The sequence below is a fragment of the Lentzea sp. NPDC054927 genome (assembly GCF_053610285.1).
Genome location: NZ_JBSGXZ010000032.1, coordinates 94616 through 109420, shown reverse-complemented (window position 1 = coordinate 109420; position 14805 = coordinate 94616). Strand labels below are relative to the sequence as shown.

At 68.2% G+C, this 14805-nt stretch carries 13 protein-coding genes; 3 read left to right on the top strand and 10 right to left on the bottom strand.

From position 1 onward, the window contains the following. Window positions 1-272: 272 nt before the first annotated feature. The 4 genes from ACWGE0_RS32415 to ACWGE0_RS32400 are packed head-to-tail and all read right to left on the bottom strand — an operon-like array spanning window position 273 to window position 4244. A complete protein-coding gene (locus tag ACWGE0_RS32415; protein WP_452264713.1) occupies window positions 273-1253 on the bottom strand; it encodes a tetratricopeptide repeat protein in 981 nt (326 codons plus the stop codon). Further along, window positions 1250-2074, bottom strand: coding sequence for an SCO6745 family protein (locus tag ACWGE0_RS32410; protein WP_452264712.1), 825 nt, complete (start codon window positions 2072-2074; stop codon window positions 1250-1252). Before ACWGE0_RS32410 ends, ACWGE0_RS32415 begins: the two co-directional genes overlap by 4 nt. 10 nt (window positions 2075-2084) lie before the next feature. Further along, the gene (locus ACWGE0_RS32405; RefSeq protein ID WP_452264711.1) at window positions 2085-3881 is read right to left on the bottom strand and encodes a hypothetical protein; all 1797 of its coding nucleotides are present in this window, start codon (window positions 3879-3881) and stop codon (window positions 2085-2087) included. Between the two features lie 57 nt (window positions 3882-3938). Further along, complete coding sequence (locus tag ACWGE0_RS32400; RefSeq protein WP_319965911.1) at window positions 3939-4244, bottom strand: MTH1187 family thiamine-binding protein; 306 nt, start codon at window positions 4242-4244, stop codon at window positions 3939-3941. Between the two features lie 50 nt (window positions 4245-4294). Here ACWGE0_RS32400 and ACWGE0_RS32395 point away from each other — a divergent pair, with 50 nt between their 5' ends. Genes ACWGE0_RS32395 through ACWGE0_RS32385 form a run of 3 tightly spaced genes read left to right on the top strand, consistent with a single transcriptional unit; the run spans window position 4295 to window position 6911 of the window. After that, the gene (locus tag ACWGE0_RS32395; protein ID WP_452264710.1) at window positions 4295-4792 is read left to right on the top strand and encodes a MarR family transcriptional regulator; all 498 of its coding nucleotides are present in this window, start codon (window positions 4295-4297) and stop codon (window positions 4790-4792) included. A gap of 32 nt (window positions 4793-4824) precedes the next feature. Further along, window positions 4825-5871 (top strand): phosphotransferase, encoded by a 1047-nt coding sequence (locus tag ACWGE0_RS32390; protein WP_452264709.1) that lies wholly within the window; start codon window positions 4825-4827, stop codon window positions 5869-5871. Then, window positions 5868-6911 (top strand): phosphotransferase, encoded by a 1044-nt coding sequence (locus ACWGE0_RS32385; RefSeq protein ID WP_452264708.1) that lies wholly within the window; start codon window positions 5868-5870, stop codon window positions 6909-6911. Before ACWGE0_RS32390 ends, ACWGE0_RS32385 begins: the two co-directional genes overlap by 4 nt. On the opposite strand, the gene ACWGE0_RS32380 is transcribed toward ACWGE0_RS32385, so the two are convergent. From ACWGE0_RS32380 to ACWGE0_RS32355, 6 genes are all read right to left on the bottom strand, one after another. Beyond that, entirely contained in the window at window positions 6883-7218 is a 336-nt protein-coding gene (locus ACWGE0_RS32380) for a DUF3817 domain-containing protein (protein ID WP_452264707.1), read from the bottom strand. The genes ACWGE0_RS32385 and ACWGE0_RS32380 overlap by 29 nt on opposite strands. A gap of 60 nt (window positions 7219-7278) precedes the next feature. Continuing rightward, complete coding sequence (locus ACWGE0_RS32375) at window positions 7279-8322, bottom strand: ABC transporter permease (RefSeq protein WP_452264706.1); 1044 nt, start codon at window positions 8320-8322, stop codon at window positions 7279-7281. Beyond that, window positions 8319-9230 (bottom strand): ABC transporter ATP-binding protein, encoded by a 912-nt coding sequence (locus tag ACWGE0_RS32370; RefSeq protein ID WP_452264705.1) that lies wholly within the window; start codon window positions 9228-9230, stop codon window positions 8319-8321. The genes ACWGE0_RS32375 and ACWGE0_RS32370 overlap by 4 nt, the downstream gene beginning before the upstream one ends. A 78-nt stretch (window positions 9231-9308) precedes the next feature. Further along, on the bottom strand, window positions 9309-10103 hold the full coding sequence (locus ACWGE0_RS32365; RefSeq protein ID WP_452264704.1) for a hypothetical protein: 795 nt from the start codon (window positions 10101-10103) through the stop codon (window positions 9309-9311). Window positions 10104-10213: 110 nt separating this feature from the next. Beyond that, a complete protein-coding gene (locus tag ACWGE0_RS32360; protein WP_452264703.1) occupies window positions 10214-12460 on the bottom strand; it encodes a helix-turn-helix transcriptional regulator in 2247 nt (748 codons plus the stop codon). 28 nt (window positions 12461-12488) lie between these two features. Beyond that, complete coding sequence (locus ACWGE0_RS32355) at window positions 12489-14705, bottom strand: GH92 family glycosyl hydrolase (RefSeq protein WP_452264702.1); 2217 nt, start codon at window positions 14703-14705, stop codon at window positions 12489-12491. Between the last annotated feature and the right edge of the window lie 100 nt (window positions 14706-14805).

Below are 14805 nucleotides of genomic sequence, written 5' to 3'. Positions count from 1 at the left end.
GGTGTCAAGCGGGCACGCTTTTCGCCCGCTTGACACCCCTCCTCGTGGGTGGCTCGCTCTGGTGTGACTCGTGACGGGACCCCACCGCCAACGCAACCACCTACGCAACGCAACGCCGCCCAACACAACAGGCGTGCCATCAACCCACGTGTGGCGCCGGACCCCCGATCAGATTGCCGGGGGTCTGGGGGCAGCGCCCCCAGGAAACGCACTCAACGCAACCGCGCCGCCCGCAACCCAACCACCTACGGACCAGGCGACCTTAAAAACCCTCAGTACAACGCCGAAGCCAAATTCCGCCGAGCCGCAGCAACCCGAGGATCATCCGCAGGGAACAACTCGAACAACCCGACCAAATGCTGCCGAACCCGGTCCCGATCATCCCCATAAACCCGGCGAACCGTATCCACCAACCGCTTGAAAGCCTCTTCAACCTGCTGCAACGCCACCTGCGCGTCAGCCGCAGCCAACTGAGCCTCGACATCCTCAACCGCAGCATCAGCCTTGGCGATCACCGCAGGGTCAACCCCTTCGGCCCGCTCAGCGAACCGCGCCTGCGCCAACCCTTCCTTGGCCAGCTCATTCCCCGGCTCAGAAGCCAGAATCTGCGAGTAATACCCCTGAGCAGCGACATAATCCCCACGCTCAAAGGCTTCCTCGGCAGCCACGATCAAAGGATCCTCAATCAGGTCCTCCTCGGCCACAACCGGCGCCCCGGCCCGAGCCTCCCCAGCCCGAATCCCCGGCAGCCGCTCCCGCAGCGCGTCCAGCAACCGGGCAATCCAGGCCGACAACTCCGCATCGGCCAGCGGCCCGGCAAACGCATCAATGGGCTGACCAGCGGCAACAGCCACCACGGTCGGCACCGACTGAACCCCGAACGCCTGCCCGATCCGAGGCGCGGTCTCCAGATCGACCCGCGCCAGGATCCACGACCCGCCCGAGGCGGACGCGAACCGGGTCAGCGAGGCGGCCAGCTGCTGGGATTCAGGGCTGTAGGAGGCACCCAGCAGCACCACGACGGGCACCTGCAGGGACTGCTCGACCACAGCCTGGAAAGACGCCTCGGTGACGTCCACGATCCACGGCGCGGAGCCGTTCTCGGCGCCACCGGCCGGCGAACCAGCGGCGGCTGCGGGCGTGGCGGCGGCGGTGCGGGCGGCGTCGGCGCGCGCCTTCAGGGCACCGAGGTCGACGGCGCCCGAGAGCGCGGCGGACAGTGCGGCGGTCTTGCGAGGATCAGGCCTTGTCACGTGTTCCATCCTGGCACGGCTAGTTCCCGGACCGGGTCCAGGGCCATCGGGTTGACGCGCATCGCCTCGTTGGCCGAAGCGATGCGTAGAGCGAGCGGTGTCATCAGGTCGATGAACCGCGACGTCGGACCTTCGCCCAACGCCTCCCACGGGGTCAGAGCAGCGGCATCAGTTGCTCGTTCGACCGCGGGAAGATCACCGGGCAGGCCCGAAACGGCTTCCCACTCCTCGACTGTCCAACCACGCGCGGCGCGCATGTATGCCGGATCGAGGGAATGCTCACGGGCGTAGAGCGCAAGCGCTTGGCACGGTCCCACACCATGAGCCACAAGCGCAGCAACATGACCATCTCCGCGTGCCTCACGCAAGATCGTGCAGGCGTGCCAAAGCGCCAAATGCGGTTCAACGGGCCATGGCAACGCACGGTTCGCGGCAGCCAATGGACGTCCCGCAAGAGGAGCGGCCAGAGCAGCTGCACGGGCCAATGAAGCGGCTTCCTCCACAACGGGCGTGTCGACGTCGCCCAGCAACCGCCGCAACGCCCCGTCCACGCCCTGGAGCCGTACGCGCAGGAACTCCTCTGGCGAAGCGACCGCCCACGCGTCCGGAAGGGCGCGCGACACCATGCGCGGGGCGAAGTTGTAGAAGACGGCCGTCACCAACTCCGGGGAGGCGGCACCCAAAGGCGCGGCGCGCATGCCGAAGTAGCCCATCCACCCGCCCTTGCAGCCCAGCGCGTCGGTTGCCGCGCGGGATTCGGGCGTGAAGTACGTGACGTCGTGGTAAGGCTCGAACCTCAACCACAGCTGCCTCGCGTCCACGCCCGACACGCTAACCCAGTGAACGCCGGTGCACGGATCCACTCACCGTGCCGGCGTAGAGCGTTCGGCCATCCGAGGAGACGAGCAGCGCCTCCACACCACGCTCCACGTCCGGGCCGCCGAACACGGTCCAGGAACGGCCGCCGTCAGAGGACCGCAGCACCCCTTTGCTGGATCCCTCGAACGAGATCGAGCCGAGGTACAGCACACCGTTGGGCGCGATCGCGATCGCGGACAGCTGCTCAACCGAAACCTTGGGCACCTCGGTGAACGAGACCCCGTCGAACGACACGAACACCGAGTTCTGCCCGACCGCCACGACGTGCCGCGGATCGCGCGGATCCACCAGCACCGAGTTCATCCGCCCTGGCAGCACCTGCTTCACCGTCACACCGGCGTCCGTCGACCGGTAGAGCCCACCGGCGTCCGCGAGCCAGATGCCACCGGGATCAGCCGCGATGGTCTTGATCCCGCGCAACGGACCGTGCACCCGTTGCACGAAGGACGACCCACCGTCCAAGGACACGTAGAACGCGTTGATGAGGTACGCACCCAGGTACACCCGACCAGGCAAAACCGGGTCGTACACCAGCGAACGCGTGTTTCCCGGCATCTCCGCGGTGATCACCCACGAACGGCCACCGTCCAGCGACCGTTCCACGAAGATCGTGTCCATCGACCCGCGATACCCGTTGCGGCCTCGCAGCACGACCCCGTCACGAGCCGCCAACGCCCCGACCCGGTTCCCGATGGCCGGCGGCGCGGACCCGTCGAAGTCCCACTCCTGCGACGCCACGGGCAGATCGGTCCGATAGGACCCCTGCATCGTCCCCGCGATGATCGACCGCCCGGACACGGCCAGCGACAGCACGTGCGCTCCAGGCACTCCGACCCGTTTGAAGTGCTCGTGATCGGCAGTCGCGTAGACGCCGCCGGACCCGTAGACCCACTGCCAGTCCGGCAGGTCCGGGAAGCTGCCGATCTCGGTGTAGACGTCGATCTGCTCCACCGCGTCGGTCCGCTTCCAGGAAACTCCCAGGTCCGCGCTGATGAAGTGCCCGTCCAACGTCTGCACCTGGATCCAGCCGTTGGCCGTGATCCCGCCGTACAAGATCCACGACGCCGTCCACGGCCCCGTCACCGCACGCCACGAAACCCCGCGGTCGACGGACAGGTGCACCCCGCCGCTGAACTTGCGCGCCACCACGACATCACCGCGCGAACTGATCTTGTCGGCTGGCACTGCGGACGCCGACCACCTCCCGGCCCGCAGCACGTGCACCACGCCACCCGCGGCGACAACGAGATCCGGCCCCACGACCTGCACGTCCTCGGCAGCGGCCGGCGATCCGGGCAGCAACGACCACCCCAGCCCGCCAACGCCTCGATAGACGCCCTCCGCGGAGGCCGCGTACGACACACCCGCCGCCCCGAACGCGACGTCCTGCACCTCAGAAGGTGTCCGCAACGCGACCGAGAACGACAGGCCGCCGTCGACAGACCGCAGCACGGTCCCGGCACCACCGCCGCCCTCGTACCCGGCGACGAGCACGCTGTCCGGCCGCGCCGGATCGGCGGCCAGCGCGGCGCCGCGCATCTCCGGGAACAACCTCCCCTGCCGCCAGCTGCGGCCCCGGTCGTCGGACCGGAACACCTGCTGGCCAGCGCCCGGCAGCACGTAGGCGACGTTCTGGGCGAACGCCAGGTATCCGCCCGCGCCGTTCGGGCCGATGTTGTCCCACCTGGTGGACGGTCCGGCGTGCGCGGACGGAATGACCGCCAGCACCGCGGTCAGCAAGATGATCACGAATCTCACGAGATGTGCCTCCGCTCGACTCCGTACAAAGTCGGCGGCGGACCACGATCATGGCGTGTCGGAGAGGTGCTCCTCAACCCGTCGCACCTTGGCCGTCAGCTGCCCGGTGTAGCCGGGCCGGATGTCCGCCTTGAGCACGAGCGAGACCCGCGAGGCGCTGGCCTGCACAACCTCCGTCGCGCGCTTGACCACGGCCATCACCTCGTCCCACTCCCCCTCGATCAAGGTGAACATCGCGTTCGTCTCATTGGGCAGGCCGGACTCCCGCACGACCCGGATCGCCTCGGCGACGGCCTTCGCGACGCTTCCGGATTCGTCCGAACCGGACGGAGCAACGCTGAACGCGACAAGCACACGAGCCTCCTGATGATCCTCTGGTGTACTGACTGGTAGCTTCGGGCCTCATGACACCGCTGCCGTTCGATCCGATCGCCCGCGCGGCCGAACTGTGGGACGAGCGCGTTGGTTCGGCCACGTCGATGGCCGCCGTCACGAGCGTCATGCGTGTCCAGCAAATCATCCAGTCCGCCGTGGACGCAGCCCTCAAGCCGCACGGGCTCACGTTCGCGCGGTACGAGGCGTTGGTGCTGCTCTTCTTCTCCCGCAAGGGCGCGCTGCCGATGCGGGTCATGGGCGAGCGCCTGCAGCTGCACCCCACGAGCGTGACCAACATCGTCGACCGGCTGGAGAGCGACGGCCTGGTCCGCCGCACGCCGCACCCGACCGACCGCCGCACCACGCTGGTCGAGATCACCGATTCGGGCCTGCAGCGCCGCGAGGAGGCGACCGCGGCCGTCGTCGACGTCAACCTGGGCCTCAAGGGGCTCACCGACCGGCAGACCGAGCAGCTCACCGACCTGCTCGCGAAGGTCCGCCGGGCCAGCGGCGACTTCGAGGACTGAAATCCGGTTGAGCGCGCCGCGATGATGGTCGCGTGACGGAACGGTCGATCATCGCCCTGGTCAGCGCGCCCAGCGGGTTCGCCGGCCGCACCGAGGCCATCCCGGTGACCAGCCGGTGGTGGGCCGACGCCGAACCCGTCAACCAGGCGCTGGAACAGCTGCTGGGCGTGCCGACGAGCGTGCTCAGGCTGGTCTCGGTGGAGGGCGGCCACGCACCCGGCGGCGGCCTGGTCACCTACCACGTCGAGGCACACGGCGAACCCGACCGGACCCACCTCCAGCCCGCGGCGGAACCCGAACCCGACGCCCCGCGCAGGCTGCCGTGGGCACGGCTGGGCGGACCGGCCGAGCTGGTCGCCTGGGCCGACACCGAGATCGACCGCACCGGACCGGCGGTCCAGGTGAAGAGCTGGAACCTGTCCTCGGTGCACCGCCTGCCGACCGCGAACGGTTCCGCGTGGCTGAAGGCCGTCCCGCCGTTCTTCGCCGACGAGGGCGAGGTGATCAGGATGGTCACCGCGCACGACCCGACGCTGGTGCCCGAGGTGATCGCCTCCGCGCCGTTCCGCGTCCTGCTCGGCAGCGCCGCGGGCGACGACTGCTGGGACGTCACGCCCGAGCACGTCGAGCTGGTCGTGCCCCGCTGGGTCGCGGTGCAGGACGCGCTGGCCGGTGCGCCCAGGGTCCGGCCGTCAGCCGTGCCGATGCCGTCCTTCGGGCTGCCGGAGACGTTGGTGCACGGCGACTTCCACCCCGGCAACTGGTTCGACAGCGGTGTGGTCATCGACTGGTCCGACGTTGTGTGGGGCAATCCCGCACTGGACGCGGGCCGGCTCATCGAGTTCTGCCCGCCAGAGCTGCACGACCACATCCGTGCCGTGTGGAGCGAGGCGTGGCTGAAACTCCGTCCGGACAGCCGTCCGCTCGAAGCGCTCGACGCCGCCCGCGGCAGCTCGCATTTGCTGAACGCGGTGAAGTACCAGGAGTTCCTGGACAACATCGAGGACTCCGAGCGCATCTACCACCGTGACGACCCCGCGAACGAACTGAGGGCTGCCTTGAAGCTGGTGCTCCGATGACGGGACGAACCGTCATCGCCCTGGTCAGCGCGCCCAGCGGGTTCGCCGGACGAACGGAGTTGTTCCCGGTCGACTCGTCGGACTGGAACCACGTCGAGCCGGTCAACGAGGCCCTGGAGCAGCTGCTCGGTGTGCCCACGAGCGTGCTGCGGCTGGTCTCGGTCAGGGGCGGCGCGATGATGACCGAAGGCCTGGTCACCTACCACGTCGAGGCGCACGGCGAACCCGACCGCTCGAAGCTCCACCCCGCGGAGGAGCCCGAGGCGGACGCCCCGAACAGGCTGCCGTACGCGCGGATGGGCGGACCGGCCGAGCTGATCGAATGGGCCGACACGCAGATCGACCGCACCGGACCGGCGGTCCAGGTCCGCACCTGGAACCTCTCGACCATCCACCGGCTGCCCACCGCGGACGGACCGGTGTGGCTGAAGGCCATCCCGTCGTTCTTCGCCGACGAGGGCGAGGTCATCAAGATGGTCGCCGCCCACGACCCCACGCTGGTCCCGGAAGTGATCGCCTCGGCACCGCAACGGGTGCTGCTGGGCGACGCACCTGGTGACAAGTGCTGGCCGATCAAGCCCGAGCACGTCGATCTGATCGTGCCGCGCTGGGTCGCCGTGCAGAACGCGCTGGCCGGCGAGCCGCGGATCACCCCGACGACCGTGCCGATGCCGTCGTTCGGGCTGCCGGACACGCTGACGCACGGCGACTTCCACCCCGGCAACTGGCGGCAGAGCGGCGAGGTCATCGACTGGTCCGACGCCGTGTGGGGGCACCCGGCGCTCGACGCGTGCCGGGTGATGGAGCGCTGCGACGACGAGATGCGCGACCACGTCCGGAAGGTGTGGAGCGAAGCGTGGCTCGAACACCGTCCGGACAGCCGGCCGCTGGAAGCGCTCGACGTCGCCCGGCGGGCGGGACACCTGCACAACGCGGTGAAGTACCAGGTGTTCCTGGACAACATCGAGCAGTCAGAGCGGATCTACCACGAGGGCGACCCGCAGGACGAGCTCAGAGCTGTTCGGGCGCTGGTGCGGTAGCGGCCTCGTTCAGACGGCCGGTCTTCGTCGCCCAGCGCTCGAAGAGCACCGTGCCGAACGGCGGGATGCTCGACAGCAGGCCGAGCACCAGCGTGCGCACGTCCCACTTGAGCGGCTCCTTCGCCATCAGCGTGACGAGGATGAAGCCCACGAAGATGACGCCGTGGATCGGGCCGAAGATCTTGACCCCGATCTCGTTCTGCACGACCACGTACTTGAAGAACATCCCGAGCAGCAGTCCCGCCCAGGAGATCGCCTCGGCGAGGGCGAAGATGCGGAACCGTCCAGCCGCTGTGGAGAACGTCATGGCTCCCCATCATGAACCGTGACGGGGAGCACACGACTACCGGGCCTGTCAGGATCTGTCCTATTCCTCCCATTTGAAGACACGGGAGGCGATGAACCCGACGACCAGCGTGAACCCGACCAGGATCGACGCGGGCATCACCAGAGCCTCGATCCCCTTGCCCCGCACCAGCACGTCGAGCATGCCGTCGTTCATGTGCCGCAACGGGAAGATCTTCGACACCGTCTGCAACCACGCCGGCGCCTGGTCGACCGGGAAGAACGTGCCGGACAGGAAGGCCATCGGCAGCACCACGATGTTCGCCGCCGCCGACGCCGCTTCCTCGGTCTTGGCGAACGCGCCGACCAGCATGCCGAGCGCGAAGAACGCGAGGGTTCCCAGCAGCAGCAACGGAATCGCGAGCCACCACGACCCGGACAGCTGCAGCCCGAACAGCGGCAGCGACGCCACGCCGACGAAGGTCGCGCCCTGCACCAGTGCGACCCCGCCGCTGACCAGCAACCGCGACGACAGCACGGAAGTGGCCGAAACGGGTGCGAGCCGGATCCGCCGCAGCACCTGCTTTCGCCGCCACGACACCAGGGTCAGCGCCGAACCGAACACCGCGGACACCGCGACACCCCACGACAGGATGCCGGGCGTCAGGTACTGGATCGGCTTGAGCGAGGCGTCCTCGACCTTCTCGGCCGCGAACGTGAACTGCGGCGGCTGGCCGGTCGCGGCGAGGTTCGCCTTGTCCACGAACCCGTTGATGATGCCGAGCACGGTCGCCGACTTGACCTGGTCGCTCTGCGCGAACCGCACGTCGAGCTGCCGGCCGCGAATGATCAGCGCCGCGGGCAGGTCGCCGTCCTTCACCTTCTGCACGGCGGAGTTCTCGTCGTTGTACGGCTCCAGCTCCAGCGCGCCGCTGTCCCTCAACGCCGAGACGATCGGGCCGTCGCCGACCACCGCGATCCTGGTCTTGTCGGCGCCGACGTCGCGCAGGATCAGGCCGAAGATGATGAGGAACATCAAGGGGAACAGGAAGGTGAAGAACAGCGTCACCTTGTCCCGGACGAACCCCTTCAGCATCGCCACCGAGAGCGTCTTGAACGCGGTCATGCGCGGTACTCCCGACCGGTCAGGTTGAGGAAAACGTCTTCGAGGGTGGCCGTGCGGACCTGCAGTCCGTCCAGCGCGCCGCGTTCGGCCAGTGCGGACAGCACGGGAGCGGGGCGGCGCGTGGAGATCGTCAGCGACACCTCGTCCTCACGCGCTTCGTCGACACCGTCCAGTGCGGAAGCGTCCACGACGGACACCACGCCCTTCTGCAGCGTCACGTGGGTCGGCGCGTCCAGGCCGCGCACCAGCACCGCCGGCGGGTCGAGCGCGAGGATCTTGCCGGTGTCCATGATGGCCACGCGGTCGCAGAGGATCTCGGCCTCGTCGAGGTAGTGCGTGGTGTAGACGATGGTCTTGCCGCGCTCCTGGATGGCGCGCAGCACGTCCCAGAGGTTGCGCCGCGCCTGCGGGTCGAGCGCCGCGGTCGGTTCGTCGAGGAACACGATGTCCGGGTCGTGCACCAGCGCGCACGCGATCGAGAGCCGTTGGCGCTGACCGCCGGAGAGCTTGCTCTCCTGCTCGTTCGCCTTGTCCGCGAGGCCGACCAGCTCCAGCATGTCGGCCGCGGTCCCGTGGCTCACGCCGTAGAGCGCGCCGAACGTCTGCAGCTGCTCCTTCGCGGTCAGCTTGTCGAAGAATGCCGTGGCTTGCAGCTGCACGCCGATGCGCGGCAGCAGCTTCACGTTGCGCGGCCACGAACTCTCGCCGAACAGCGTGACCTCGCCGCTGTCGGGCTTGCGCAGCCCCTCGATGATCTCGAGCGTGGTGGTCTTGCCGGCGCCGTTGGGCCCCAGGATGCCGAAGAACTCCCCCTCGGCCACGGTGAACGACACCCCGTCCACCGCATTCAGCTGGCCGTAGCTCTTGCGGATGTCCCGCACGACGACCGCCGACCGTTCCTCTGTCATGGCCCGGACGTTAGGTCACCGAGGATTGCTTCGCGTGGCGAAACGACGAAAGTCGGCGCGAAGTCGAGACGTTCGAAGTCAGCTGCCCACAACGAGGAGCGGGCTCGCGGTGTACACGTCGTTGAGCCGGCGCAGTGCCGCGGCGAACTGCTCGAAGCGGGCCCGCGGGACCGCCGTGCGCACCTCGCTGATCATCTGCCACAGGTAGCGGTGCTCGAAGGTCTCCATGATCGGCAACGGCTGGTCGTCGCCGACGTCGCAGGCGAACGCGAGCGCCACCGTCGCGGCGCGCAGACAGGCCGTCGCGAGCGTGACGCAGTCCTCGACCAGCGTGCGGTCGTCCTGGGCCCGCACGACGCCGCTCACGGCGAACCGGACGGCCTGCATCAGCGCGAGGTGGAGGCGCTGGCCGGCCTGGGTGCGTTCGAAGGGCAGGTGATCGGTGCCGGGGCCGGGCATCACCACGGTCATGCCGACCTGGGGGCGGCGCAGCACGTGGTCGAAGAGAGCGGTCGGGGCCCAGAGCAGGGTGCGCCAGGAGTCCTCGGAGATCGAGGTGCCCGTCCTGGCCGCGTTCTCCAGCACGTCGAGGTAGGCGATCAGGATGCCGGACAGGAACACGCCACCGCGGTCGCCGCCGACCCGCACGATGCCGAAGCGCTCGTCGTGGCCTGCGCTCTGCACCCCGTAACCGGGCTTCCACTCGATCACGTCGCTGCTCGCGAGCACCACGCGCGCGAGCCGCTGGTGCACGGGCGGCGCGGACAGCACCGTGTCGTCCAGCCCCATCTGGACGAGCATGGACGCAGCGTGCTGCAGCGACTCGCGTCTTTGCGGCACGAGGTCGGGGTGCAGCAGACGGAACGGTTCCACGTCGCCCCCTCCCCTTCCGTTGGTTGTACTCACAATGAACGCCGGGGGGCGTGAAGTCATCCGGATGAACCGCAGCGTTACGTCTCAGTTGGACCGGTCAGCCGACTGTCTCAGTTCGATTGGGTCCAAGCCACGAGTTGCGCGCGAGACGAAAGATTCAACACCGCTTTCACGTTGTGCACGTGGGATTCCACAGTTCGGTGCGAGATTCCGAGTTTGGCCGCGACCTGCGCGTTCGTCATTCCCTGCGCCACCAGTTCGACGACCATGCGCTGCCGGTCGCTGAGCACCCCGTCGCGCACGATCTCCTTGTCCAAAGCGGTTTCCAGTGCGTGGCGGACGTCCATCGCCTGGCCGGCGTTCAGGGCACGTGCGAAAGCCGTGCGGGACAGGGATTCCCGTGCGACGTCCAGCGCGGCGTCCATCTTCCCCCGCCACCAGGGTTCCGCCGGAACAACCCACGCGGTGCGCATCTGCTGACAGGCGGCCAGCAGTCGCACGCCGAGTTCGTGCCGCCCCGACAACATCGCGACCAGCCCGCAACCCTCGACCGATTCCAGCACCGCACGCGGCAGTTTCGCCGCAATTCGCGCGCTTTCCGCGAATCGGGCGCTTGCCGTCGTCAGATCGCCGCGTTCCAACGCGATGCAGCCCGCCGTGTGCACCGCGATTGCCACGACATCCGGCCGTGCATGTGTTCTCAACGCCGGCAACGCGTCTTCGACCAGCTCGGCGGCACCGTCGACGTCGCCCCGGATCAGCAGCGCCCAGCCGAGGTTCTGGCTGGACACAGCAACACTCACCTCGTTGCCGTTGCGTACGCCGTGCTCGATCGATTGGCGCAACGCCCACAAGGTGTTCGGCACGTCGCCCGCACCCTCGTAAGCGCTCGCCAACGTGCGGTACAGCCGGCACATGACCAGGTGTTGCCCGCCGGTCTCGGCAGTCTCGACGGCGGCCATCGCGTACTTCACGGCTTCGTCGTGCCGTTGCTCGTATCCCGCCAGCAACGACGCGTATTCCAGGGCGAGGGTCAGGTAGCGGGCGTCGGCGGACGACCGGTCGAGCACCTGCATCAGCACCGCGCCCGCCTCGGCGTAGTAGCCGCGGTCGAAGCACACTCTCAGCAGCATCGTGGCGAGCATCAACCGGCGACCGTCCTCGCGTGCCACCAGATGGGCGAACGCGTACGTCGCATTGTCGTACTCCTGGTGCAGCGCCTTGAGCTGCTCGGGCGCGAGGATCGACGACGTGACGCCGGGTTCGCCCCTTTCGCACAGCCAGGCGATGATCCGTTCGGCGGTGACGTCGTACTCGCCCTGCTCGCGCAGCCGTTCCTCCGCATAGAGCCGGACCGATTCGAGCATCCGGAAGCGGCCGTCGTTCTCCCGCACCACCAACGACTTCGCCTGCAACGCGCTGATCAGGCCGATCACCGGGCTGCCGTGCACGACCTGGGCGATCTCCAGCCCGAACCCGCCCGGCAGCAGCGCGAGCCGGCGGAACAACTCCTTCTCCTGCGTGGTCAGCAGGTCGTGGCTCCACGCGATGGCCGCGCGCAGGCTCTGGTGCCGCGCCTGCTCGTCGGCGTCGCTGAGCAGGTCGAGCCGATGGTCCAGGCGGTTCGCGAGTTCGTGCAGCGGTACCGATCTGGAGAGCTTCGCGGCCAGTTCCACCGCGAGCGGCACACCGTCGAGCCGCGCGCAGACCGCCGCGATCGCGTCCTGGTCGCCGGTCGCTCCAGCGCGTTCGGTGAAGAGCCGGACCGCGTCCTCGTCCATGCCATGCAGCGGGTAGACGGCCTCGCCGACCGCTCTCAGGGCTTCCCGGCTCGTGGCCAGGACCTGCACGTTCGGACAGCGCGACAAGAGCGCGTCCACGACATCGCAGCACTCCTCGACGAGGTGCTCACAGTTGTCGACGAGCAGCAAGATCCTGCGGTTCGCGAGTTCGTGCAGCAACGTGGTCCTGAGCGCGACACCCGCGTGCTGGTACACCCCAACGGCTTCCGCGAACGCCTGGACCACCTGGTCGGATCTGCTCAGCTTGCCCAGTTCGACCGTGCGGACCTCGGTTCTCCTGGCACGCCTGGAAACCTCCACCGCGAGCCGCGTCTTCCCGACCCCGGCCGCACCGACGAGCGTGAGCATCCTGTGCTTGCGCAGCAACGAAAGCAGCTCCGCCAGCTCGCGGTCCCTGCCCACGAACGCGTCGTCGTAAAGAGGCACCTCGGCGACCACAGTGGACGTACCGGCGGAACGCTGACGATAGGCACGCTGACGGCACGCGTTCGAGCAATACCGCGCCCGCGACGGCAGGGGCGCGAATTCCGTGCCGCAGCCCGCGCAGGTGCCCATCGCACGAGCGTACGACCGTTTTGGCGTCTCAATTGGAAAGTGTGTGAAGGTCGACCTCGAGCGTGGTCCCCGACTGGAGCTCCGCGAGCTCGATCCGATCCTTCGCCTTGTTCCGCCAGCCACTCCGAATCCGCTCCACCACCTGCGTCTTCGTGGTGTCCGCGGCCTCGGCCTTGATCACGATGTCCTTGCCGTTCTCCAGGTGGACCACGGCCTTGGTGTACCTGGGAGCGTGTGACACGAACTCGCCAGTTCCCGGCACCGCGGGGTACATCCCGAGCGCGCTGAACACGTACCAGGCCGACATCGTGCCGAGGTCGTCGTTGCCCGTGACGCCCGCGGGCCCGTTGACGAACAACGTCTGCGCGGCCCTGACGACCACCGACGTCTTCTCCGGCTTGCCGATCAGCGCGTACATCCACGGCGCGTGCAGGTCCGGCTCGTTGTTCGGGTTGTACCTGAACTGGTTGTAGTAGTCGTACGGCCCCACAACCCACTTCTCGCGAACCGTCCTCGCGGGATCTTGCAACAGATCCGCGTAGGCGAAGAAGTCGTCGAGCCGCGCCTCGGCCGCCGCCTTGCCACCGAGCGCCGTGATCAGGCCGGGCACGTCGTGCTGGGCGAGCCACTGGTACTGCCAAGCGGTGCCTTCGTGGAACCCCTCCGGCCCCTGCGGCGTGAAGGGGCTCAGCCACGCGCCGTTGCCCAGCTTCGGCCGCGGGAACCCGGTGAAGCCGCGGTCGGTGACACTGTGGTCCCAGAGGTTGCGGTGGTTGAGGCCGCGCTTGCGCAGTCGCTCGGCGTCCCCTTTGTGCCCGAGCGCTTCCGCCATGATCGCCAGCGTGGCATCGGCCAGCGCGTACTCGAGGGTCGCGGACGCGCCGTGGTGCGGGTCGGTGTCCTGCCCCTTCTTCGGGAAGCGCATGTCGTACTGGACGAATCCGTTCTTCAGGTAGTTCGGGTTGCCGGACCGCCCCTGGAACCGGGAACTCTCCGGCGGGATGCCGTCCGCGTTCTGCAGCAGCGCCCGGTAAGCCTGCTCCTCGAAGCCTTTGAGGTGGCCGAACCGCCACAGGTCGACCAGGAACGGCGTCACCGGGTCGCCGGTCATGCAGTTCGTCTCCTGGTTCGCATACGCCCAGCGCGGCAGCCAGCCACCCTGTTCGTGGATGGCGAGGACGCTCCTGGCGATGTCCTTGCTGCGCTGGGTGCGGATCAACGCCAGCAGCTGGTTGTGGGCGCGGTAGGTGTCCCAGAGCGAGTAGTACTCGTAGTACGTCCAGCCCTCGGCCTGGTGGACCTGGTTGTCGAACCCGCGATACCGGCCGTCGACGTCGCTGCCGGTCAACGGTTGTAGCAACACGTGGTAGAGCGCGGTGTAGAAGACCGCGCGCTCGTCCCAGTCGTCCGTCTCGATCTCGATGCAGCCGAGATCCCGGCGCCAGGCGTCCTGGGCCTCGTTGCGGATGTCGTCGAACGACTTGCCCGCGGTCTCGGCGGTCAGGTTGTTCGTCGCGCCCTGTTCGTCCACTTGGGACAGTGCGGTGCACGCGGTGACCGGGCCCGGGGTGAACGTCACCCAGGCACCCCTCAGCCCGCCGCCGCCCGCGGAATCCCGTTGGCCGGGCTTAGGTCCGGTCGGGGTCCAGGTGCCGAACTCCTGGAACGGGCGGTCGAACCTGGTCGTGAAGTACGTGAGGTAGGGCCGTCCGCCGCAGAACGCCTGTGTTTCCACGGTTCCGGTGATCGTGCGGTCGTCGACGACCTTGATGGAGCTCGCACTCACCGGCTCCTTGTCGTTGGCCTGGCCGACGTTGACGAGAAGCGTGCCGCTTGCGCCCGCGGACCAGGTGTACCGCTCGACTCCGGCTCGGGTGGTCGCGGTGCACTCGACGGTGATGTCCCGGTCCAGCTTGACCTTGTAGTAGCCGGGTTTGCCGATCTCGCCGTCGTGCGAGTACCCGGTGGCGTAGCGCTTGTGGTCGAAGCTCGTGGGGAGCTGGGTGACCGGGAGGATCGGGACCAGGCCGCCCTGTTCCCAGCAGCCGGCGCCGGACAGGAAGAAGTGGCCGAAGCCGCCGATCTGCTGGTCGTCGTAGCGATAGCCCGCGTAGTGGGAGCCGATAGGGCTCGAGTGGGCCTTGCCGAACGGCATGGACGCGCCGGGGAACGTGTTGCCCTCGTCCTTTGTGCCGATGAACGTGTTGACCGACTCAATGGGATCCAGTGCGTCCACGGGTTCCACCCTAGTTGGGAATCCGGGTCCCGCGCGGGTGGCCCGGTGGTCCAGTCGGGTGGTCCCCACCGGCTGCGAGTTGAGGCGTCTGCAAGTACCACCAACTCAT

Bases quoted from the DNA above. Each gene is read 5' to 3' on its own strand.
- ACWGE0_RS32395 (WP_452264710.1), top strand. From the start codon at position 4,295: ATGACACCGCTGCCGTTCGATCCGATCGCCCGCGCGGCCGAACTGTGG.
- ACWGE0_RS32385 (WP_452264708.1), top strand. From the start codon at position 5,868: ATGACGGGACGAACCGTCATCGCCCTGGTCAGCGCGCCCAGCGGGTTC.
- ACWGE0_RS32380 (WP_452264707.1), bottom strand. From the start codon at position 7,218: ATGACGTTCTCCACAGCGGCTGGACGGTTCCGCATCTTCGCCCTCGCC.
- ACWGE0_RS32375 (WP_452264706.1), bottom strand. From the start codon at position 8,322: ATGACCGCGTTCAAGACGCTCTCGGTGGCGATGCTGAAGGGGTTCGTC.
- ACWGE0_RS32370 (WP_452264705.1), bottom strand. From the start codon at position 9,230: ATGACAGAGGAACGGTCGGCGGTCGTCGTGCGGGACATCCGCAAGAGC.
- ACWGE0_RS32360 (WP_452264703.1), bottom strand. From the start codon at position 12,460: ATGGGCACCTGCGCGGGCTGCGGCACGGAATTCGCGCCCCTGCCGTCG.